20 protein-coding genes are annotated in these 21,975 nt (G+C 66.5%); 13 read left to right on the top strand and 7 right to left on the bottom strand.

Going from position 1 to position 21,975, the window contains the following annotated elements:
• Positions 1–591: 591 nt before the first annotated feature.
• The 5 genes from JDV76_RS05555 to JDV76_RS05535 are packed head-to-tail and all read left to right on the top strand — an operon-like array spanning position 592 to position 5,348.
• A complete protein-coding gene (locus JDV76_RS05555) occupies positions 592–1,761 on the top strand; it encodes a M24 family metallopeptidase (RefSeq protein WP_198735891.1) in 1,170 nt (389 codons plus the stop codon).
• Positions 1,758–2,531 carry an SDR family oxidoreductase gene (locus JDV76_RS05550; RefSeq protein WP_198735890.1) on the top strand — a complete coding sequence of 258 codons (774 nt, stop codon included), beginning with the start codon at positions 1,758–1,760 and terminating at the stop codon, positions 2,529–2,531. The genes JDV76_RS05555 and JDV76_RS05550 overlap by 4 nt, the downstream gene beginning before the upstream one ends.
• A gap of 23 nt (positions 2,532–2,554) precedes the next feature.
• Complete coding sequence (gene cbiE, locus JDV76_RS05545) at positions 2,555–3,853, top strand: precorrin-6y C5,15-methyltransferase (decarboxylating) subunit CbiE (RefSeq protein ID WP_198735889.1); 1,299 nt, start codon at positions 2,555–2,557, stop codon at positions 3,851–3,853.
• On the top strand, positions 3,850–4,623 hold the full coding sequence (gene cobM, locus JDV76_RS05540; protein ID WP_198735888.1) for a precorrin-4 C(11)-methyltransferase: 774 nt from the start codon (positions 3,850–3,852) through the stop codon (positions 4,621–4,623). The genes cbiE and cobM overlap by 4 nt, the downstream gene beginning before the upstream one ends.
• Positions 4,611–5,348 carry a cobalt-precorrin-6A reductase gene (locus JDV76_RS05535; RefSeq protein WP_198735887.1) on the top strand — a complete coding sequence of 246 codons (738 nt, stop codon included), beginning with the start codon at positions 4,611–4,613 and terminating at the stop codon, positions 5,346–5,348. The genes cobM and JDV76_RS05535 overlap by 13 nt, the downstream gene beginning before the upstream one ends.
• Here JDV76_RS05535 and JDV76_RS05530 read toward each other — a convergent pair.
• The 6 genes from JDV76_RS05530 to JDV76_RS05505 form a co-directional block, all read right to left on the bottom strand.
• Positions 5,345–5,689 (bottom strand): PadR family transcriptional regulator, encoded by a 345-nt coding sequence (locus JDV76_RS05530; protein ID WP_198735886.1) that lies wholly within the window; start codon positions 5,687–5,689, stop codon positions 5,345–5,347. The genes JDV76_RS05535 and JDV76_RS05530 overlap by 4 nt on opposite strands.
• A complete protein-coding gene (locus JDV76_RS05525; protein WP_198735885.1) occupies positions 5,682–6,680 on the bottom strand; it encodes a DUF1700 domain-containing protein in 999 nt (332 codons plus the stop codon). Before JDV76_RS05525 ends, JDV76_RS05530 begins: the two co-directional genes overlap by 8 nt.
• A 189-nt stretch (positions 6,681–6,869) precedes the next feature.
• The gene (locus JDV76_RS05520; protein WP_198735884.1) at positions 6,870–7,226 is read right to left on the bottom strand and encodes a hypothetical protein; all 357 of its coding nucleotides are present in this window, start codon (positions 7,224–7,226) and stop codon (positions 6,870–6,872) included.
• Positions 7,227–7,322: 96 nt separating this feature from the next.
• Entirely contained in the window at positions 7,323–8,846 is a 1,524-nt protein-coding gene (gene cobJ / locus JDV76_RS05515) for a precorrin-3B C(17)-methyltransferase (protein WP_198735883.1), read from the bottom strand.
• On the bottom strand, positions 8,847–9,491 hold the full coding sequence (locus JDV76_RS05510; RefSeq protein ID WP_198735882.1) for a precorrin-8X methylmutase: 645 nt from the start codon (positions 9,489–9,491) through the stop codon (positions 8,847–8,849). It lies immediately after the preceding gene.
• Between the two features lie 26 nt (positions 9,492–9,517).
• A complete protein-coding gene (locus JDV76_RS05505; RefSeq protein ID WP_198735881.1) occupies positions 9,518–10,729 on the bottom strand; it encodes a precorrin-3B synthase in 1,212 nt (403 codons plus the stop codon).
• 125 nt (positions 10,730–10,854) lie between these two features.
• Between JDV76_RS05505 and JDV76_RS05500 the strand changes: the two genes are divergently transcribed.
• From JDV76_RS05500 to JDV76_RS05480, 5 genes are all read left to right on the top strand, one after another.
• Positions 10,855–12,144: a lipase family protein gene (locus JDV76_RS05500; protein ID WP_232958931.1), complete on the top strand. Its 1,290-nt coding sequence runs from the start codon at positions 10,855–10,857 to the stop codon at positions 12,142–12,144.
• Between the two features lie 79 nt (positions 12,145–12,223).
• Entirely contained in the window at positions 12,224–15,826 is a 3,603-nt protein-coding gene (cobN, locus tag JDV76_RS05495) for a cobaltochelatase subunit CobN (RefSeq protein ID WP_198735880.1), read from the top strand.
• A 37-nt stretch (positions 15,827–15,863) separates the two neighbouring features.
• Positions 15,864–16,430: an FxsA family protein gene (locus JDV76_RS05490; protein WP_198735879.1), complete on the top strand. Its 567-nt coding sequence runs from the start codon at positions 15,864–15,866 to the stop codon at positions 16,428–16,430.
• A gap of 11 nt (positions 16,431–16,441) precedes the next feature.
• A complete protein-coding gene (gene lnt / locus JDV76_RS05485) occupies positions 16,442–17,983 on the top strand; it encodes an apolipoprotein N-acyltransferase (RefSeq protein WP_198735878.1) in 1,542 nt (513 codons plus the stop codon).
• A gap of 7 nt (positions 17,984–17,990) precedes the next feature.
• A complete protein-coding gene (locus tag JDV76_RS05480; protein WP_198735877.1) occupies positions 17,991–18,788 on the top strand; it encodes a polyprenol monophosphomannose synthase in 798 nt (265 codons plus the stop codon).
• Between the two features lie 400 nt (positions 18,789–19,188).
• On the opposite strand, the gene JDV76_RS05475 is transcribed toward JDV76_RS05480, so the two are convergent.
• Positions 19,189–19,575 carry an RNA polymerase-binding protein RbpA gene (locus JDV76_RS05475; protein ID WP_198735876.1) on the bottom strand — a complete coding sequence of 129 codons (387 nt, stop codon included), beginning with the start codon at positions 19,573–19,575 and terminating at the stop codon, positions 19,189–19,191.
• 341 nt (positions 19,576–19,916) lie between these two features.
• On the opposite strand from JDV76_RS05475, the gene JDV76_RS05470 reads away from it, so the two are divergent.
• The 3 genes from JDV76_RS05470 to JDV76_RS05460 are packed head-to-tail and all read left to right on the top strand — an operon-like array spanning position 19,917 to position 21,211.
• Complete coding sequence (locus tag JDV76_RS05470; protein WP_198736414.1) at positions 19,917–20,240, top strand: hypothetical protein; 324 nt, start codon at positions 19,917–19,919, stop codon at positions 20,238–20,240.
• A gap of 32 nt (positions 20,241–20,272) precedes the next feature.
• Complete coding sequence (locus tag JDV76_RS05465; protein WP_198735875.1) at positions 20,273–20,962, top strand: YceI family protein; 690 nt, start codon at positions 20,273–20,275, stop codon at positions 20,960–20,962.
• A 12-nt stretch (positions 20,963–20,974) separates the two neighbouring features.
• Positions 20,975–21,211, top strand: a complete 237-nt coding sequence (locus JDV76_RS05460; RefSeq protein WP_198736477.1) for a hypothetical protein — start codon at positions 20,975–20,977, stop codon at positions 21,209–21,211.
• Positions 21,212–21,975 lie beyond the last annotated feature (764 nt).

The following is a 21,975-nucleotide window of genomic DNA, read 5'->3' as shown; positions in this document are numbered from 1 at the left end:
CGCCGGAGGGATCCGCAGGTTCAGCGACACGGCAAACGGCACTTCGCGACCAGCCTCCCGTTCCGGGGCGGAGCGGGCCCCGTGACCCCGCCGCCGAATCCGTAGCCAGCGGTGTCCGTGAGAACCGGAGTCGTCACCGTCGCTATCGGCAGCAACGGAACAGCAGGTGCGGGTCAAGCTAACCGGAGTACAGCGATACCCGTGCCAACGATGACCCGGGCGTCAGCCACCCTCCTGCACCAACGTCACCCAGAAATTCGGCTCGCCGGGGGGACATCCACGTTCCGGAGGAACTGGGCTGCCATCGGCGCGACCTCCACGATCGCCGGGTGCCGCCCCGGGTGGCGTCATCCCGACCTACCCCGGCCAGCACCTCCGGAGACGTGAGGAATCCGGAGCAGTAGTATCCACCACGACCACCACGGTGCAGCCGGATGACACTCGCATCAGCGACCGGGCCGTCGGATCCGGGGACCGGGCTGTTTGCATTGGCGTTCACTCCGATGATTCGACGTGTGCCATCGCTTGAGTAGCGGAGCGGCACCGGCCCCCGCCCCGTACGCCTGCGCCCTGGTACCTATGATGGGGCCCATGACTTCGAGTGCGACCCCATCCACCGAAAACATCCATCGCGACCGTTGCACCGCAATCGTGGAGAACATGCGCGGGGCAGGAATGTCGGTCATGGTTCTCGGAACCGGCCCCGATCTCGAGTTCTTCACCGGCCTCGACATCAGCTCCCACGAGCGCCTCACCGCGCTCGTGATCCAGGCCGACGGTGACGACTTCCTCATCGCCCCGGCAGTCGACGCAGGCAAGGCCGTCCGTGAACGGACCGCGGAGAACGGTATCAGGCTGATCCCGTGGCAGGACGGGCAATCGCCCTATGAGCTGATCGTCCGGAACATCGTTCTGCCCGAGGCTCCGCACGGCGCGTCGGAGGTCCGAGGAGTCGGCCTCGGCGCCTCGCTCACCGCTGATCACGTCCTGGAGATCCAGAGCCGGCTCGCCGAGTTCAACCACGGCTGTGTCCTGGCTGGACCGGTCATCGACGAGCTGCGGATGGTGAAGACCGATCACGAGATCGAGGAACTCGCCGCAGCGGGAGCCGCCATCGACCGTGTCCACGCCCGGGTTCCGGAGCTTCTCCAACCCGGCCGGACGGAGGCGGAGATCGCCGAGGAAATCTCCGCGATGATCCTTGAGGAGGGACACGTGTCCGTTGACTTCGTCATCGTCGGCTCCGGTCCGAACGGCGCCGATCCGCACCACAGCTTCTCCGACCGGAAGCTACGGACCGGCGAACTCGTCGTCGTCGACATCGGAGGGGCTCTGCCGAGCGGGTACCGCTCCGACTGCACCCGCACCTATCTCGTCGCTGATTCGGATCCGCAGGTGATCACCGAGCGGGTCCTCGACATGTACCGGATCCTCGAGAAAGCCCAGGCCGCTGCGGTGAAGGCGGTCCGCCCCGGCGTCACCGCCGGGGAGATCGACCGGGTCGCCAGGGACGCCATCGCCGCCGCCGGATATGGGGAGCAGTTCATCCACCGGACCGGTCACGGCATCGGGCTCACCACACACGAGGCCCCATCGATCTCGTCGGGTTCCGATACGGTTCTCCAACCGGGCATGGCGTTCTCCGTCGAGCCGGGCATCTACTTCACCGGGAAGGTCGGTGCCAGGATCGAGGACATTGTCGTCGTGACGGAGGACGGTGTGCGTCCGCTCAACAACCGGCCGCGGAGCCTGTTCTGGTGAGTTCCGGATCCGTGCTCCTGCTTGGTGGCCGCAGCGACATCGGCGGTGAACTGGCAGCACGTCTCGTCGCCGGACGCGAGGTGGTACTCGCCGCGCGCGACGCCTCCACTCTGGATGACGTGGCGCGCCGGATGCGCGCCGCCGGTGCCACGTCCGTCTACCGGCTCGAGTTCAACGCCACCGACCTCGACCGTCACCGGGCGGTGGTCGAGCAGGCCATCCGGCTAGCCGGTACGCCGGCCTACGCGATCATCGCGTTCGGTGTTCTCGGTGATCAGCGGCGCGCGGAGCATGACGAGGCACATGCCGTGCACATCACGACGGTGGACTACACCGCCCAGGTGTCCGTGTTGACCGTACTGGCGGATCTGCTCACGGGGGCGGCGACCGTCGGGCGACCGGCGACCATCGTCGCCTTTTCCTCGGTGGCAGGTTGGCGCGCCCGCCGCGCCAACTACGTGTACGGATCGACGAAGGCCGGCCTCGACGCATTCTGTCAGGGGCTGGCCGACCGGCTCCACGGCGGTCCGGTCCGGCTTATCACCGCCCGACCCGGATTCGTCATCGGGCGGATGACCGAGGGCATGGAACCGGCTCCGATGTCGGTCACCTCGTCCGAGGTCGCCGACGCGATCGTCGGGGAGATCCGGTCTCAGGAGAGACAGGGGCGAGTCCGCTGCACGACCCTGTGGATCCCGCGCCGACTGGAGGTTCTCGCCCGGGTGATGCGGCTCGTTCCCCGCCCGGTGTGGCGCCGGATGCCCCGCTGATCGACCCGGTAGGATGACGCCACATGACCAACTCCGCCACCGGTGACCGGGCCGCGACCGACAGCGGTGTCTCGCACCCGGCAGCGTTCCTCGCGAGCGTGGTCGGGATCAGTGCCGCGGGGATGGGTGATCTGCCAGCGACCTCCCTCGATCGGTTGCGTGCGGCCGATGTGGTGATCGGTTCCTGGCGGCAGCTCAACCTCATCGACGGGGAGATTCTCGCGGAACGCCGACCGTGGCCGTCCCCGCTGCTGCCGTCGATTGAGCCACTGTTCGAGGAGTTCTCCGGTCGTCGCATCGTGGTACTCGGCTCGGGTGACCCGATGTTCCACGGGATCGGCACGACACTGACCAGGATCTTCGGTCCCAGAAACATCGAGGTGCTTCCCCTCGCATCGTCGGTGTCGCTGGCCTGCGCCCACCTGGGCTGGCCGTCGAACGACACCCCTGTGGTCAGTCTGGTGAACCGCCCGGTGTCCGCCATCCTCCCGCTGCTTGATCAGGGCAGGCGGTTCCTCACCCTCGGCCGTGACGAGACCACGCCGGGCGAGGTGTCCTCACTGCTCGCCGCTCGGGGGCACGGTGGGGCACGGGTCCACGTCCTGAGCGACCTCGGGGGACCGGACGCCCACACCCAGACCTACCGCGCAGCCGCCCCGGAACCTCCGCGGAGCGCACTGAATGTGATCGCCGTGGTACCCGCCGGAACCCGGGGAAGAAGCCTGCTTCCGGGCCTACCGGACGACTCCTACGAAACTGATGAGGGGCAGCTCACGAAGGCGGATGTCCGCGCCTGGACCGTCTGTGCCCTCGCGCCGCGCCCGGGGGAGCGACTCTGGGACATCGGCGGTGGTGCCGGGTCGGTGGCCATCGAGTGGTTGCGCAGTACCCCCGGTACCACGGCTGTCACCTTCGAAAGGGCCGATCACCGCAGGGAAACCATCGCGGACAATGCCCGGAACCTCGGCGTGGAGCACCTTGAGGTGCTCGGTGCCGCGCCGGCTTCCTTCAGTGCCGCCACCACTGACCCTGACGTCGTATTCGTCGGCGGAGGGCTCACCACCACCGGACTCGTCGAAACCGCCTGGGAACGGCTGCGTCCCGGTGGACGCCTCGTGGCCAACGCCGTGACCGTCGAATCGGAGCAGATGCTCTGGCGGCTCCGTGCCCGTTTCGGTGGCCGGATCACCCGCATCCAGGTCGACTCGGAGACGTCGATCGGGGGGTTCACCGCCCTGCGCCCCGCGCTGCCCGTGACGCAATGGAGAGCCACGAAGCAGGTTCCCGAATCAACTGAGCAAGGGGAGAACCACACACCATGACCGTCTACTTCATCGGCGCCGGCCCCGGTGCCGCCGATCTCCTCACCCTCCGGGCGGACCGCCTGATCCGTTCGTGCGGGGTCTGCCTGTACGCGGGCAGCATCGTTCCCGAGGAGGTCCTCGAGCACTGCCCCGATGGCTCCGAGGTGATCAACACCGCCCGGATGCCGCTGGACGAGATCATGTCCGTGATCCGGCGGGCCGACGCAAGCGGTCTCGACGTCGCCCGGCTCCACTCCGGGGATCCGTCGGTGTACTCGGCTCTCGCCGAGCAGGCCCGCCGCCTGACCGCCGCCGGTATCGACTACGAGATCGTCCCGGGGGTCCCGTCCTTCGCGGCCGCGGCGGCGGCACTCGGACACGAACTCACGGTCCCCACGGTCGGCCAGACCGTGATCCTCACCCGAGTCAGCGGACGTGCCTCCGCGATGCCCGAGGGCGAGGACCTCGCCACCCTGGGTGCGTCGCACGCCACGTTGTGCATCCATCTCGCGGCACACGACATCGACCGCGTCGTCGACGAACTCACCCCGAGCTACGGGGCGGACTGCCCCGTCGCCGTCGTCGCCTATGCCAGCCGCCCGGAGGAGCAGATCGTGCGTGGTCGGCTGGGTGACATCGCCGGGGCGGTGAAGGAGGCCGGGATCAGCCGGACCGCCGTGATCGTCGTCGGTGAGGTACTCGGGGCGGAGGGTTTCCCCGACAGCTACCTCTACTCCGATGACCGGCCACGTGACGCGGAAGGACGGACGATACCGTGCGTGCACTGATTCTCGGCGGAACCTCGGAGGGGCGGGAACTGGCCGCTCTGATGTCCGCCCGTGGATGGCTCGTGACCAGCTCACTCGCGGGCCGGGTGGCCAGCCCACGGCTGCCGGTGGGGGAGGTCCGCATCGGGGGGTTCGGTGGGCCTGCAGGCCTCGCCCGCTGGCTGATCGACCAGGGTGTGGAGGTCGTCGTCGATGCCACCCATCCCTTCGCCGAACGGATATCGATCTCCGCGGCGGAGGCCACCCGGGCCACCGGTGTTCCCCTGATCGCGCTGCACCGACCCGCATGGGAGCCGGTCGCACGGGACAAGTGGCGGATGGTCGACACGATGGAGGAGGCCGCGCGGATCACGGAGCGCGATTACCACCACATCCTGCTCACCATCGGCCGGCAGCAGCTGGCATCCTTCGCCCACGACGATCTCAACCTCTACGTCATCCGCTGCGTGGACGAACCTGATACCCCGCTTCCCGCCCGGCACCGGGTGCTCCTCGACCGCGGACCGTTCACCGTCGCAGGTGAGAAGAAACTCATGCGGGACAATCAGATCGACTGTGTCGTCACCAAGAACTCCGGTGGCGAGCACACGCGACCGAAGCTCGACGCAGCACGCGAACTGGGGATCCACGTGGTGATGCTGCGCCGCCCACACCTGCCAGGCGGCGGGCGGATCACCGTGGTGCACACCGCGGAGGCGGCCTTCAACGCCGCGATGGAGCTCTAGGGTGCGGTGAGCTGTCCGTAGCCGCCCACGATCGCCGCGAACTCGGTGAACCGCCTGCGGGACTGCGCCAGCTGCTCGGCCCCGGCGGGGGAAAGATGGTAGACCTTCCTGCCGGGGCCGCTCTCACCGGGCTCCCACGTTGACGTGGCCAGGCCGTCGTCCTCGAGCCGGTTGAGGACCGGATAGAGGGCCGCACCCTTGACCGGGTTCAGTCCCCGTTCCACGAGTCGCTCGGCCAGTCCGTAGCCGTGCCCGGGCGCGACCTCCATCTCACCGAGCAGCAGCAGGGGCAGCGTCACACGCTGCCAGGCGGCGAATTCCCGGTCGGAACGGTCACCCATCGTCTCCTCCCCGGAGCGTGGGCAGACCCGCGTCCACCCAGAGTTTCGGGATCGTCAGGGCGATGCCGGCGAAGAGAATCACTCCCATCACGATAGGGAACGTCTCTCCGCTCCGCATCACGCTGACGGCCACCAGGGTCATGAACGCGTACTGGAGAAGCCGCCACCGGCTGCGGCTCCGCAGTGATCTATCCTCTCCTCCGGTACGGGCCGCGGCGATGGTCGGGGATCCGAACTCCTCCTGCGGGGTGACTCCCCGAGACAGCGAGTGGTCAGCGAGCTGGCGGGCCTCCTGCTCTGCGCGGGAGGGGCTGTACCCGTAGTTACTACGCAGCAATGTGCCGTACCGAGACACCCACTGTCCGGGATCGTCACAGGTGTCCCGCTGGTGGTCGGGGACGATGCCGTCGTCCGGGGTGATCCACCAGCTCAGAGCGACGAGTCCGAGACCGATGGCCGGAACGAAAACGGACGGCAGATCGATAATCGGTGCTGGATCTGTCACGACCGCCGTCACGCCGGTCGTGAGGATTCCAACGACGGTTCCGACAGCACCACCCCAAAAGCCGATGGACCGTCCGCTGCCATGGCTGAGGAGTGCGAGGTGAAGCGCCGTGAGGCTGACGGTGAATCCGAGGGCGAACACAATCATCCTGGTGCTGAGTGTGAAGGTCCATCCAGTGGTGAACAGCCAGAACGAGGCGATGAGGACCGTGAATCCGGCCTGCATGAGCACGCCCGACAGCAGGTTCCGGAACGTCAGTGCCGCGGTTTCGGGCGCGTAGGGGTAGGTGGCGACGGTCTCCCGCGCCGCCTCGCGTGGTGTCGACCACTCCTCATCGTCGGGATCGACGGCGGCACGGATCATGGCGTCGCGCATGGTGTCGGTCTCCCTGGAGAGCGCTTCGCCGTCGAGCCTGCCGCTCACAGCGAGATGGAAGCGGTATTCGGTCACCCAGTCGGATTGGGCGGTGATCAGACCATTGCACATGTGCGCGGGTTCTCCTTGTTGCTCGTCGAATGAACTGTCACCGTCCAGACTAGATATGTTTTTTATCTAGTCAAGCGTTTGACCGAACATTACCCGGCCCGGCCCGGCCACGATGGTCCCGGGAACGAGTGCGGCCCCGAGCCAACGGTGCAACGTTGGATCGGGGCCAAGACAGGGTTCGCGGGGTGACTACCTCGGGAGAATGTTGAACAGCATGGAACGCAGCGGGCCAATCAGGATGCCCAGCGCATCGAGAGCAAGGGCGACGGTGACGATGGAGAGCAGCACCCGCGCCCAACCGGGAGAGCCGTTATACCACTTCTGGAGATCGTCAGCACCAAGCTGCGAGGAGAAGCTGTTCTTGGCGACGGAACCGAGGTCGGATGAGCCTGTGCCCGACTTCTTCGCGACCTCGACAGCCTGTGCGGTGGCCGGCGTATCGGCCGGAGTTTCCGCGGTGGCGGGGGCGACGGCTCCGGTGGTGAGAGCGAGGAGGACAGCGCCGGAGAGCGCTGCACGGCAAAGTCGGTGGGTGGGGTTCCGCATCAGGGTGAATCTCCTTGGATTAAGGGAAAAGGCGACGACGCGGACCCGTAACACTCCGTGGGCGACACCGCATCGTGACCGAAGGTTTATGACATCTTAACCATAGCGCCGCGAAGTGAACACCCGCGGACCGTTCGGCCCTTGATAAACCCTGGTCGTCGACGCGCCGATGATGAGCATTGTCCGCATGTCGACCACCTCCGGATCAAAGCCTGCGAGGGTGGTCACCGTGACGCTCTCCTGGTCGGAACCGACCGCCCGGGCAACGATCACCGGGGTATCCGGGTCCTGATGCTCCAACACAATGTCCCGCAGCTCCGCCACTTGGCGCCTCCTGGTTCTCGAAGCGGGGTTGTAGACGGCGAAAGCCATGTCGGCTCCGGCGAGCGCGTGTATTCGGCGGGCGATGACGTCCCACGATTTCAACCGGTCGGACAGTGAGATCATACCGAAATCGTGACCCAGCGGCGCCCCCACCCGGGAGGACACCGCCTGCGCCGCGGTCATTCCCGGGACCACCCGGACGGAGACGTCCCGCCATGCGTCATCGTCGGCGGTCTCGAGGACGGCGGCCGCCATGGCGAACACACCGGGGTCACCGGAACTGACGACGGCGACCCGCCGCCCCCTGGCCGCGAGATCGAGGGCCATTGCCGCGCGTTCCGCCTCGACCTTGTTGTCGGACAGGTGGCGGCGCTGTCCGGGACGTTCCGGGACACGGTTGATGTAGGTGGAGTAGCCGACGAGGTCTCCCGCGAGCTGGAGCTCGCGGGAGACCTCGGGGGTAGTCCACCCGGCGTCACCCGGTCCCAGTCCGACAACAACCACCTCACCCTCCCCCCGCGTTACATCTGCCGCGGGGGAGTCCGGTGCCGCGGCCGCACAAACGCCTTCCCGGTGGGAGGGCACGACGGCGACTGCGAAGTACGGAACCTCGGTCACCTCGGCGGCGGGGAGGGCATTCTGCCCCTCCATCCCGATCCGGGAGACGACGTACGTCCGGTCGAGGACCCCGGCGCGGTCGAGTGCCCGACGGACCTTGGGCCAGGTTCTCCCGAGTTTCATCACCACGGCTGTGTCGGTGTCCCGGAGACGCCTCGACAGTTCGCCCTCATCGAGGGTCCCTGGGAGGATGGTGAGTATCTCGTCGTCCTCCGCTAGCGGGCGGGCGAGGACGTCCGCGGCTGCGGTGATCGAGGTGACCCCCGGGATGATCCGGGCGCGACGGGTACCGGGATGATCGGCAAGAACCCGGTGCAGATGCTGGTAGGAGCTGTAGAGCATCGGGTCACCGAGCGCGAGCACGACCACGTCACGGCCCGCGTCGAGGTGTACGGCGAGGCGCTGCGCAGCCTCGACATAAAACTCCGCCAGCGCCCCGGTATACCCGCCAGGATGGGTTGTGTTTCCGGTGGTGACGGGATAAGAGAGCAGCTCATGTATCTGCCCATCGTGCATGTACGGCTCAGCGGCCGCACGGGCGGCGGACGCACCTCCCGGTTTCGCGTGATACACCACGACGTCGGCGGATCCGATCGCGCGGGTCGCGGCGACCGTGAGCAAATCCGGATCGCCCGGGCCGACGCCGACACCGGTGAGGGACCCTCCGTTGGCGGCCATTTACAGGATCTCCCGGGGTTCGGCGAGTGCGTTGACCGCCGCGCAGGTGACGGCGGATCCGCCCCGGCGCCCGTGCACCGTGAGGTACTCCATCCCGAGGGAAATGGCGTCATCCGCGAGTGCCTGCTTGGATTCGGCGGCTCCGATGAACCCTACGGGGATGCCGAGAACGGCTGCCGGGCGGGGGAGCTCCGGCTCGGCGGCGAGGAGCTTGAGTAGGTGGAACAGTGCAGTGGGGGCATTTCCGATGGCAACGACGGCGCCGTCGAGGACGGGGCGCCACAGCTCCACGGCCGCCGCCGTGCGGGTGGTCCCGAGTTCCCCGGCCAGATCGGCGACCCGCGGGTCCCCCAGCAAACAGATGACCTCGTTGTCCGCCGGGAGCCGACGTCTCGTCACGCCCGAGGCGACCATCTGGACATCCGTGAGGACGGGGGCACCAGACTGCAGTGCCTGGCGCGCGGCGGGGACGAGATCGGCGGACAGGGCGATGTCGCCCGCGAGATCAACCTCACCGGCGGCGTGGATCATCCGGACCGCCACCGTGGCCTGCTGGTGGTCGAAGGCCGAGAGGTCGGCCTCGCTACGGATGGTGGCGAAGGAACGGCGGTAGATCTCCGCGCCGTCGGTGATGTACTCGTGCATGGTGTCTCATTCTACGTTCCGGGATGTCAGCTCTTTCCGCTCCTGCGTCCGACCTCGTATTCACCCTCACCGACCGCGAGATAGTCCGTGTACGGCCCCTCCACGGGGTGACCGCAGCGGCGCTCGCATCCGGAGAAGTGGACGTGGTCCCCGGGGGCGGCGGGGACGCGGTGTTCCCGGACGGCGGACACCGCATCGGCCCGCGTGTCGGACGCGGATTTGTCGCATCCGGTGGACCCGGTACAGGCGGAGACCTCGAGCCACGGGGAGTCCGCATCGAAGATGAGCCCCATGGGGGCTAGTACCTTCACCACGACCTCCGCGGACGCGGTATCCAGCCCCTCGATGATCACAGAGCGCCAGCAGGTGACCTGGGTCGGCCGACCGATGGTCGCGATCATCCGGGCGAGAGTCGTGTCCAGTGCGCCGAATCTCAGTCCGGCGGCCAGGCTGACGGTCCCGTCCGGGCGGTCGATCCAGCCGATCGGCGGATCGGGTGTCTCCACGGGGACGGACGGCGCAGGGACCGTCCGGGCGAGGCCCGAACCGGTGAGGTTCGCGACGATGCCGGATGCGGCACCGGGTTGTTCATCGATACGCCAGGACTTCCCACGGCGGGCGGCCCACAGGGCGGCCGCCCGGGCCAGTGCCCGGGCGGTGTCACCGGGTTTCGTGGCGGCATCGACAGAGCAGCCGCCGAGAATCAGGTGGTGGAGCCCGTCGTCGGGGAGCACGCCGATGTCGGGACGGCGTGCGGCGATCATGCCGCTACCGTCGTCGATGCCGAACAACGTACGTCCGGACAACCGTGCCGTGGTCGGATCGTCCAGCAGTAACCGGTCGAGCTCCCTGACGAGCGGTACGAGCTCGGGGGAGAGGGGCGCCGCGATGATGTTGCGGATCCGGTCGTGCGTGATACTCGGCAGCAGGCCCGCCGCGTCGACGGCCCCGGTGAAGTCTGCGGCATTCGTCTCGGATATCCCCCGGATCTGGAGGTTGCCGCGGGTAGTCAGGTGGATCGCACCGTCCCCGTAGCTGTCGGAGAGATCCGCGAGGGTCTCCCAGATACCGGGTTCCATGTATCCCCCCGGAACCCGGATCCGCCCGATCTGGCCATCCGCGGCGCGGTGCATGTGTACCGCACCCGGGCAGGCATCGGGGCGGTCACGGTCGCCGAGACCGCGGGAGTTCTCCACCGTGTGTTCGGTGGCTGATGATTCCCTGGATTCCACGCTCATGGTCACCAGTCTAGGACCCGGGTAGTCCGGGGGCGGGCTCCGGTGCGGCGATGTTCCGCCGCCACATGCGGGAGCTGAGGGGATGGGGAACAACCGGAGCCGTGCGCGTCGTTAAGGTGGGGGGCATGGTCCACCGATTTCGGCCCCCCAGCCTGCTCACCGTGGCATCTGTGCTGCTCCGCACCGTCATTCCGGTGACGGTCGATGTGCTGAGGAGCCAGATCGCCCGGTGGCTGAGCGGTGAACGGGCGGCCATCCGCTACCCGGAACGCGGGCAGTTCCGGGGGCCGGTGGCTGACGCCGAACCCGGCGCGGTCCTGTCCGCGGAACCGGTGCAGGTGCTCGGGGCCGGTAGTCGCCTCAATCCCGCGACGGCGACCGCATTCTGCTACGCCACCCGGGACTCTTCCGGTCGGTTGATCCCCGCTACGGGGGTTCTGCTGCGATCCCGACGGCTCACCGCTGATCATGCGAGGCCCCGTCCACTCATCGCGTTCGCCCCATCAACGCAGGGCGTGGCGCGGCACTGCGATCCGTCGGTGAGCTGCACGGTCGGCCTCAACCTGTTCCTGCGACCGCCCGTGGACTGCATCATCGCCTATGAACTACCGGTCATTCTCGCGCTGGTGGCATCAGGGTTTCATGTCGTGTTCATCGACTATCCCCGGGACGAGGCGACCGGTGTCCAGTTCTACGGGGACAACATCGCCGGCGGTCAGGCCCTCGCCGACGCGGTGCGGGCCGCGGTCGCTCTCGGGGTGTCACCACGAGCGCCTGTGGGGCTGTGGGGTTTCTCCCAGGGGGGTGGTGCGGCCGGTTGGCTGGCAGAGAACCCCGGTTACGCCCCCGACGTCGTTCCGCGGGCCGCGGTCATTGGTGCTCCACCGTCGGATCTCGGCGCGGTGCTGGGCCATGTCGACGGTGGTCTGATCACCGGGGCGCTCGCCTACGCGATTGCGGGACTGATGGTCAGCTCGGATGAGCTCCGCCGGACGTTGTGGCCGCTGTTCAACGATCACGGTCGGGCCCAGATCCGGGCGAACACGGCGACCTGCGCCGGGGGGAGCATCGTCACCTCCGCGTGGACGTCGACGCGGCGGTGGACGGTCTCGGGCAGGTCCCTCGTCGATCTGGCGGAGAGTTTGCCCGTCGTCCGACGTGCACTGCGCCGGCAGCTGCTCGGGAGCGCAGGGCCCTCGTGTCCGGTCCTGCTGTGGGGGTCGGCGAACGATGACGTCATACCGGTTGGCCAGGTACGGGAAGTGGCCCGCCGGTGGACCGCGGTGGGGGGAGACATCTCCTACCGGGAATCCATGATGCCCCGGGTCCCAGGGCTGACGACTCTGAATCACTTCCTCCCCTATTACCTCCGTTTGCCCCGCAACATCGCGTGGTTGCTGTCCGCTCTGCGGTAGGCTGACCAGAGGCAAAGACCCATTTACGTACCCCCGAACGCGATGCCCCACAGGCACCGCAGGCAAGGACCCCTCCACCGTGATTCTGCTTCTCTCCACCTCCGACACCGATCTGTTGTCCGCGAAGTCCGCGAATGACCATCCGGAGGTGGAGTACCGCTTCGCCAACCCGAACGGTCTATCCACCGAGATGCTCGACGAGCATCTCTCCGGCGCCGACCTGGTGATCGTGCGATTGCTCGGTGGCAAGCAGGCATGGGAGGACGGACTGGACCACATCCTGCGCAGCGGTGTTCCGGCGGTTGTCGTGTCCGGCGAGCTCGCTGTCGATGCAGAACTCACTGAGTTGTCCACCGTGCCCGCCGGTGTGGTCACCCAGGCGCACACGTACCTGGCGGAGGGTGGCGCGGACAATCTGCACCAGTTGCACAACTTCCTCTCCGACACGGTGCTGCTCACGGGACTCGGCTTCGACGAGCCGGTCCGGATGCCGTTCTGGGGTCATCTGGACCGCCCGGAGTTCTCCGGACCAAGCGACGCGCCGCGGGTGGCGATCCTCTACTACCGGGCGCAGCATCTCGCCGGCAACGTGGACTACATCCACGGTCTCGCCGACGCGATCGAGAACCTCGGCGTGCGCGCGGCGCCGATCTACTCCGCCTCCATCCGAACCGCACCGGATGACCTGCTCGCCGAGCTGGCGGACATGGACGTGCTCATCACCACGGTGCTCGCGGCCGGTGGCACGAAACCCGCGACCGCGCAGGCGGGGGAGCAGGACGAGGCGTGGGATGTGGCGGCGCTCGCCGCCCTCGATGTCCCCATCATCCAGGGGCTCGCCCTGACCAACCCGCGCGCCCGGTGGGAGGAATCCGACGACGGACTCTCACCCCTGGACGTCGCCACCCAGGTCGCGGTGCCGGAGTTCGACGGCCGGATCATCGCCGTGCCCTTCTCCTTCAAGGAGTACGACGCGGACGGCCTGATCTCCTACGTCCCCGACCACGAGCGCTGCGCCCGGCTCGCCGGGATCGCCTGCCGCTTCGCCCGGCTGCGGCATCTCGACAACGCGGAGAAGAAGATCGTCGTCATGCTGTCGGCGTACCCGACGAAGCACGCCCGGATCGGCAACGCGGTGGGCCTCGATACCCCGGTGTCCACTCTCAGGGTGCTGCACGCCATGGCAGAGGCCGGCTACCACCTGGGCGACACATCGGAGATCCCCGGTTACGACGATCTCGACGGCGACACCTTCATGCACGCCATCATCGCTGCCGGCGGCCACGACCCCGAGTGGCTCACCGAGGATGTGCTCGCCAACAATCCGCTCAAGCTGTCGAGGCAAGACTACCTCGATTACTTCGCGACCCTCCCGGAGGGCATGCGTGAGGAGATGACCGAGCACTGGGGCGAGGCTCCCGGCACGCACTACGTCAACCCCGCCACCGGTGAGCTGTACGTCGCGGGACTCGTCTTCGGCAACGTCGTCGTCATGGTGCAGCCGCCCCGTGGCTTCGGTGACAACCCGGTCGGCATCTACCACGACCCGGACCTGCCTGCGAACCACCACTACCTCGGGACATACCACTGGCTCCGTCGCGTCTTCGGCGCGGACGCCATCGTGCACATGGGCAAGCACGGCAACATGGAGTGGCTTCCCGGCAAGACCGTCGGCATGTCCGCGGACTGCTACACCGACCAGGCGATCGCCGACATGCCGCTGATCTACCCGTTCCTCGTGAACGACCCGGGCGAGGGGAGCCAGGCGAAGCGCCGGGCCCACGCCACCCTCATCGACCACATGATCCCGCCGATGGCCCGCGCGGAGTCCTACGGCGACATCACCCGGCTCGAGCAGCTGCTGGACGAGCACCAGAACATTTCCGCGATGGATCCGGCGAAGCTGCCCGCCATCCGGCAGGAGATCTGGACCCTGCTCACCGCCGCGAAGATGGACCAGGATCTCGGCTGGGAGCAGCGCCCCGACGAAGAGGTCTTCGATGACATGCTCATGCACATCGACGGCTGGCTCTGCGAGATCAAAGACGTCGCGATCCGCGGCGGCCTGCACATCCTCGGAGGGGACATCTCCGGCGAGATGCGCATCGAACTCGTCCTGGCGATGCTGCGAGCGCGCCAGCTCTGGGGCGGAGAGCGCAGCGTCCCCGGACTGCGGGAGGCGCTCGGCCTGTCCGAGGCAGGCGACGAGACCCGGACCCGGGTGGACACGGTCGAGGAGGTCGCGCACGGGATCCTCAGCCGCCTCGACGAACTCGGCTGGGACGTCGAGCAGGTCGACTCCGTACTCGACGGGACTCCCATGCCCGACACCGCGGACCGGGACACGGTGGCCGCGATCATGCGCTTCGCGTGCACCGAGATCGTGCCCCGACTCGCCCAAACCCCGCGCGAAATCACCCAGATCCTGCACGCCCTCGATGGCGGCTTCATCGACGCCGGTCCCTCGGGTTCCCCGATGCGTGGCCTGATCAACGTCCTCCCGACCGGCCGAAACTTCTACTCCGTCGACCCAAAGTCACTGCCCAGCCGCCTCGCCTGGGAGACCGGACAGTTGCTCGCCGACTCGCTGATCGACCGCTACCGGGACGATCACAATGGCTCCTACCCGACGTCCGTCGGCCTGTCCGTGTGGGGGACATCCGCGATGCGCACGTCCGGCGATGACATCGCCGAGGTCTTCGCCCTCCTCGGGGTCCGTCCGGTCTGGGACGAGGCCTCGCGCCGAGTTACCGACCTCGAGGTCATCGATCTCGAGGAACTGGGGCGCCCACGCATCGACACCACCGTCCGGATCTCCGGTTTCTTCCGCGACGCGTTCCCGCATGTCCTCGCGTTACTGGACGATGCGGTGCAGATGGTCAAGAACCTCGACGAGCCGGACGAGAGCAACTACGTCCGGGCCCACGCACGTGCCGACGGCACCCTCGACGAACACACCCGCCGGATCTTCGGGTCCAAGCCCGGGACCTACGGCGCCGGTCTGCTGCAGCTCATCGAGTCCGGTGCCTGGCGCGACGACGCCGATCTCGCCGAGGTCTACACCTCCTGGGGCGGCTACGCCTACGGACGCGGCATCGAGGGCGTCGAGGCCGCCGAGGACATGCGCACCGCCTACCGGCGGATCCAGGTCGCGGCAAAGAACGTCGACTCCGCAGAGCACGACATCGCCGACTCCGACGACTACTTCCAGTACCACGGCGGAATGGTCGCGACCGTCCGGGCACTCACCGGAAACGATCCCGAGGCCTACATCGGAGACTCCCGCCGCCAGGAGACCGTTCGCACCCGCACCCTCCACGAGGAGTCACGCCGCGTGTTCCGCGCCCGCGTGGTCAACCCGCGCTGGATCGAGGCCATGCGGAAGCACGGCTACAAGGGGGCCTTCGAGATGTCGGCGACCGTGGACTACCTCTTCGGCTACGACGCCACGACCAACCTGATGGACGACTGGATGTACGAAACCCTCACCGACACCTATGTCCGCGACGAGGTCAATCGTGAGTTCTTCCGCCAGTCGAATCCCTGGGCGCTCCGGGACATCTCCGAGCGTCTCATCGAGGCCGCCGACCGCGGGCTGTGGGAGGAACCCTCCGACGAAGCCATGGAACTGCTGCGCGAGACGTTCATTGAAACAGAAGGTGAACTGGAGGACCGGCAGTAGCCGCCGTCCACGGGAGTGAGCCGGTACACTCGGACGGGTGCCTATCTTCATCGCCATCCCGTACATCCTGACCGAAGCCCTCGCCTTCTGGCTGGTCGCCAGATGGCTGGGGGTCGGTTGGGCGTTGCTCCTGCTCCTGCTGTTCTTCTTCGGTGGACTGCTGCTCGCGGCCGTCGAGATGCGCCGCATCGCGCTGAAACTATCCCAGGGGCGCGTGAACGCGGGACGCGGAGCCGGTGACTACGGGCTCGTCGCCGCCGGCGCTCTCGGCGTGGCGATGCCGGGTTTCATCACCACAATTATCGGCCTACTGCTGATCTTCTCCCCGACGAGGTCCGTCGTACGCGGGATCCTTGCGCGCAAGATGCGCCGCAAGATCGAGGACCTCGGGGTCCGCGGATTCGAGGCCACCAACCGGTACCGGCAGACGACCAGCTACGGATCTTTCGTCGTCGATCACGATGCGTCGCGGGATTCCACCACCTCCGCACCGGGCGATCAGGAGATCCAGCGCTGGAGCAGCGAAGTGACCCCGGAGGATTTCGTGGACAACCGCGGGGATGAAGGGGACGGAGCGACCGGCGACTCCCGCCCACGCGCCTGATACGGCGATCGATGAGCTTTCTCGTCCGCCTGCTGCTCGCACTGGGCAGCGGGGTCCTGGTCTACTCCTCCTACGAGCCCCTCGGCTGGTGGCCCGCGGGCATCGTCGGGATGGCGTTGCTCTACGTCGCTCTGGCCCCCTGGCGGGCGCGTGCGCTGAAATCATCGCCCCGGCTACGCACCGGTGTCTTTCTCGCCTTCAGCCATTCGATCGCCCTCTACCTGCTGCTCCTGCCGTGGATCGGCGAACTCGTCGGGGCATTCCCCTACGCGGCGCTCGCCGTCACCGAATCCCTCTACGCTATAGTCCTCGGCCTCGGGGTCGCAGCGGCTGCACGCCTGCGGAGTGGCCCGGTCCTCTACGCATTCATCGCGGTCGCTGTCGAATGGCTGCGCAGCTCCTGGCCGTTCGGAGGATTCGCGTGGGTGCGACTCGCATGGGGTCAGATCGACGGTCCACTCCGTTTTCTCGCCCCGATTGGGGGCCCGGCACTCGTCACATTCGGCACCGTCATGACCGCCGCCGGAATCGCCGCACTTGTGCTCCGCGGCGATCGATACAAGGCGCTCGCGCTGATCACCATCCCCGCGCTCGCCGCCGCAGGCTCGTGGGTCGCCACTCCCGGATCGGATGCGGACACCGGGCAGATCACCGTCGCGGCGGTCCAGGGCAATGTGCCCCGCCTCGGGCTGGACTTCAACGCGCAACGCCGGGCCGTCCTGGCTAACCACACCCGGGTCACTGAAACCATCGGGGAACCGGTCGATCTGGTCGTCTGGCCGGAAAACTCTGCCGACGTCAACCCCTTCGCTGATCCCCAGGCCCGTGCACTCGTCGACGAAGCGGTGAGGTCCGCCGGTGCCCCGGTTCTCGTGGGGACACTGACCAGGGACGATGTCGGCGACCGCAACACCGTCGTCGTTTTCGATCCGATCACGGGGCCGGGGGAGTGGCACCATAAGAAGTATCTCCAGCCGTTCGGCGAATGGATCCCGTACCGGGATCTGCTCCGCCCTCTGTCCCCGTACGTCGACCGGGCGGGTGACTACAAGCCCGGCGATGGCGATGGCGTGGTGCACATCCGAGTCCCCGCCACCGGCGAAACGATCGGCGTCGGGGTGTCCACGTGCTACGAGGTCGCCTTCGACGCAGCAGGCCGGGATGCGGTCAAGGCCGGTGCCCGCATCCTGACCACCCCCACCAACAACGCCACATTCGGATTCTCCGACATGACCTACCAGCAGCTGGCGATGTCCCGGATGCGGGCGCTGGAACTGGACCGGGCGGTCGTGGTCGCCGCCACGTCGGGGGTGTCGGCTATCATCCTGCCTTCCGGGAATGTCACCGCGAGCACGAGAATCTTCACCCCTGCCGTACTCACCGAAACGCTTCCGCTGCGCGACCGGCTCACGTTTGCGGCCCGCCACGGTTCCTGGATTGAGCTGACGCTGGGTATGATTGGGTGGATATGTCTGTTCGTAGCGCTCGTCACCGGACGAAGCACCGGTACGGGTCCATCCCGGCGCAGGCGCCAGCCACACGGAGGAGATTGACTCAACCATGTCGAAGCCCAGCGACGCAACCCTGGTCATCATCCCGACTTATAACGAGCGGGAGAATCTTCCCCTGATCACCGGACGGGTCCGTTCCGCCACCCCGGAGGTGGACATACTCGTCGTCGATGACGCGAGCCCGGACGGCACCGGTGAACTCGCTGACGAGATCGCCGCCGCGGATCCCCGGATCCACGTCCTGCACCGGAACGGCAAGGGTGGCCTCTGCGGCGCCTACGTCGAGGGGTTCCGGTGGGGACTGCAGCGCGACTACCGGGTCCTGTGCGAGATGGACGCCGACGGATCACACGCCCCCGAACAGCTGCACCTTCTCCTGAATCAGATCGACAATGGCGCCGAACTGGTCATCGGTTCCCGCTACGTCGACGGCGGGAAGGTCATCAACTGGCCGAAGCAGCGGTGGCTACTCTCCAAGGGAGGGAACATCTATATCTCACTGGCCCTCGGGGCCGGGCTCAGCGACATGACCGCAGGCTACCGCGCGTACCGCCGCGAACTGATCGAGTCACTCGATCTCGACGAGCTGTCTAACGCCGGATACATCTTCCAAGTGGATCTGGCGTGGCGGGCAGTGCGGGAAGGCTTCGATGTCCGCGAGGTACCGATCACCTTCACCGAGCGCGAGATCGGTGAGTCGAAACTGGATGGCAGCTTCGTCAAGGATTCCCTCGCGCAGGTCACCGCGTGGGGCGTCGCACACCGCCGGGAACAACTCTCCGCCATCGCGGAGGAAGTAAAGAAGGAAATCGAGTTCCGTCGGCGGCAGCGACGCCGCAACAACTGAGATACGCCACCAGCCACCCCGCCCGGATACTAGTTCCGCTGGGTGGCTTCTCTGTCTCCGGCGGATGGCCGGTGGCGGTCGATCCGGGGGAGAGCTGATCAGCATCCCGTGGTGGGGAGTGGTCGGACAACCGCGCCATCCGTCCGCCGAACTGCCTGACATGCGCTGTCCGAGATCTCCTGGTGTGTGAGCCCGAGATCATTGTTCCAGCGGCATCATGGTACCGGTTCCCGGTGTCACCACCTGGCGAGCGGGTCACCGGGAACCGGTCTTCACCGGTGTGGATTCGATAGCGGACACATCTCGAAGGCCGACGTTTACCCTTCAAAGCCTCCGGAAAGAAAAACGGACGGCCACAACCGATGATCGGTTGTGGCGGCCCATTCGGGTTCCCTGAAACCTAGGATCCGTTCTTCTTCGCTTCCTCCTGCTGTTGCTTCAGCAGGCGCGCCGCGTTGCGACGCCGCTTGCGCAGCAGCTCAATCCGCTCTTCAAGGAGCTCATCGAGTTCCTCGATGGAACGACGCTCGCGGAGCATGTCCCAGTGGGTGCGTGGCGGTTTGGTGGGCTTGGCTTCGACCCCCTCACCCTCCATCAGGGTGCCCATCTGGCCGTTCTTGCACATCCAGGTGCCGGGGATCTCCGCATCATGGGCGAAGGGAACCTCGAACACATCCCCGTCATCGGTGCGGTACTTCACCAGTTGGCGCGGCGCGAGGTCGTGGTCGCGGTCGGTCTCATAGCTCACGGCGCCCATGCGGCTGCCGCGGAGAACACGATCTGCCATAGAAGTATCAATCCTTTACTGTGCGAAATACTGGTTAACAGGCCTATTCAGTTGGTGGGGCGGATGTTTTCCGCACTCACCTGCCGTACTGTCCCCGAAGGATTCGACTGAAGCCGGCATGCCCGGTTGGTTCGCCGCCTTCTATGTCATCGGGCTGATCCGGGGTCGACTGACGGAAAGGCTGTTTATCCACACCACTATAGCTCTAGACTATGCTTCACGACCACCACCGAGCACGCCACCTCCCGCCCCCGCTTCACGGACCGGACACCCGAGTCCGGAGTGGCTGTTGATGATGGGGGCGAACAGGCCCTAAGGTTGGGGGAGTGAGTGACGAAGCGATCGCCAGGCGTCAGGTGACATGCCAATGGTGCCAGGGAGCTGTTCCCGAACAAGGTCGCGGGCGGCCGCGGAAATACTGCAGCCATTCGTGTCGACAGCGAGCCTATGAACAGCGAACCCGGGTATCTGGAACGTCGATACCCGAAGACGCGGTCATCATGCGCCCGGAGAAGGCGGAACGCCTCACTGACCTGCTTTTCGAGCTCCGCTGCGCCGCAGAGGACATCGCCACAGCCGCGGAGGAGAATTCCCCCGCGGACGAGATCCGGGGGCTCTGCGCAGAACTCGTCACGATCGCGCGCCGCGCTGAACATCTACGCTAACTCCTCACGTAAAGAACACCGGAAGAGGTTACATGGAAACCCTCAAGAAGCCGTTTGTGGCGCTCACCGTCATCGCCATCATCGTTATCTCGCTGGCGAGCGTCGGACCGCTGGTGTACAAAGCCATCACCAATCCGGGTATCCGCACTGGTGGCATCAACGCGGAGAACGCCATTCCGGCATCGACCGGTGTGGACGGCCACTGGAATCTCGTGCCGGGATCCGGAGCGAACACAACAGGAGTCGGATTCACCTTCAATGAGGTTTTACCCGGTGAACGGAAGACCACATCGGGTAGTACCCACAAAGTGACCGGTTTCCTCGACGTTGACAACGGTAAACTCACTACAGGCGAGATCGTCGCCGACGCCACGAGCATCAGGACGGACATCGAGAAACGCGATATCAATGTTCGGAAGAACATCCTGCACACCGATGATTTCCCGACGGCGACATTCCAGGTCAAGGGTCCCGTAGATCTCACGGACATTCCCGAGGACGGCACGATGTCCAGCGCCGAGGTCCCCGGGGTGCTGACGCTGCACGGAACCTCCCGTGATGTGGTTCCGACTTTCGACATTCTCCGAACCGGCGAGCGGGTCATCGTCGCTGGCGTCCTCGAGATCGACCGGACCGACTACAACATCTACCCACCGGAATTCGTCGCGGCAACCATCGCCGAAGAAGGCGAGATCAACATCCGTCTCGTTTTCGAGAAGTAAGGGAAGAGCCACATGGCACACCGCATGATCCCGATGCTCTGGTTCCGCATCATCATTCTGATCGGTTTTCTGGGATACACCGTGTACTCACAGATGTGGGTGATCGCGGGGATCGGCGTCGTCCTTCTCGTCCTGACGGGATTCCAGTTGCGTACCGCCCAGAGCACACGGGACCGCATCCGCGCCGATCAACCCGGACCCGGCGGGAAGAATCCGGAGAAGTCGGCTCAGCGAAAGAATCGGTGCTAACCTTTTTGTCACAAGTGACAAAAAGGAGGCGTCGCTTGCAGTGCGATGCAGCTGGGGAACAACACAATCATTGATCGTCTTTTCACCGGCCATCGGCCTTTCGTTCGATGACCGGACCACTCCGGAATGCCGCCGGTCGCACCCCTCCGGAGGCGACGGTGGCGGGGATGCGCCGTGACAAACCCGACGTTTCGGGACACCACGGACACCCGGCCCAACTCGACGAGCATCCCACAGTCGACGAACGGCATTACTCCCGAAACAATGGCGACCGACGAGCCAATGTCGGAGAGCTGCCTGGGGACACGGGCTCGTCCACCAACACGCGGCCCCACCCAGGTGACTTTCTGACCACTTGTTGTCCGATAATGTACATTATGTCACTTAACATCGCGTGCCACCGCTCCCAGCTCCGCTACCCACCAGGCGCGCACCTCCCCGCCCCGACAAATAGTCTCAGGAGCAACCTCCACCCCGAACCCCTTGAGCGTCCGGACTGTCGACGGCCCCGTCCCGCCGTAGTGCCGACGCCCGGTCGAGATCCTCGGCCGGGGCACATTCTCCGGCGGTGGCCAGCCAGGCAGGCGTACGTCGCCCGGCCGGCACGGTCAGCGTCCCCACACCGCCACCTTTCTCCGGGGTCCGCGCCCCGCGGCACCGACATCAGAAGTGGCGCACGTGGCGGCGGAAGTATGACCAATGGTGCACGCGCCGGCCCCGCAGTAACGCCGACATTACCCGGACATAAAACTTGGTTTCCCGGA

It is taken from the genome of Corynebacterium marambiense, from assembly GCF_016342275.1.
GTDB classification, from domain to species: Bacteria; Actinomycetota; Actinomycetes; order Mycobacteriales; family Mycobacteriaceae; genus Corynebacterium; species Corynebacterium marambiense.
Note: the sequence above shows the minus strand (reverse complement) of the source record. Positions and strands in the feature narration are given on the sequence as shown.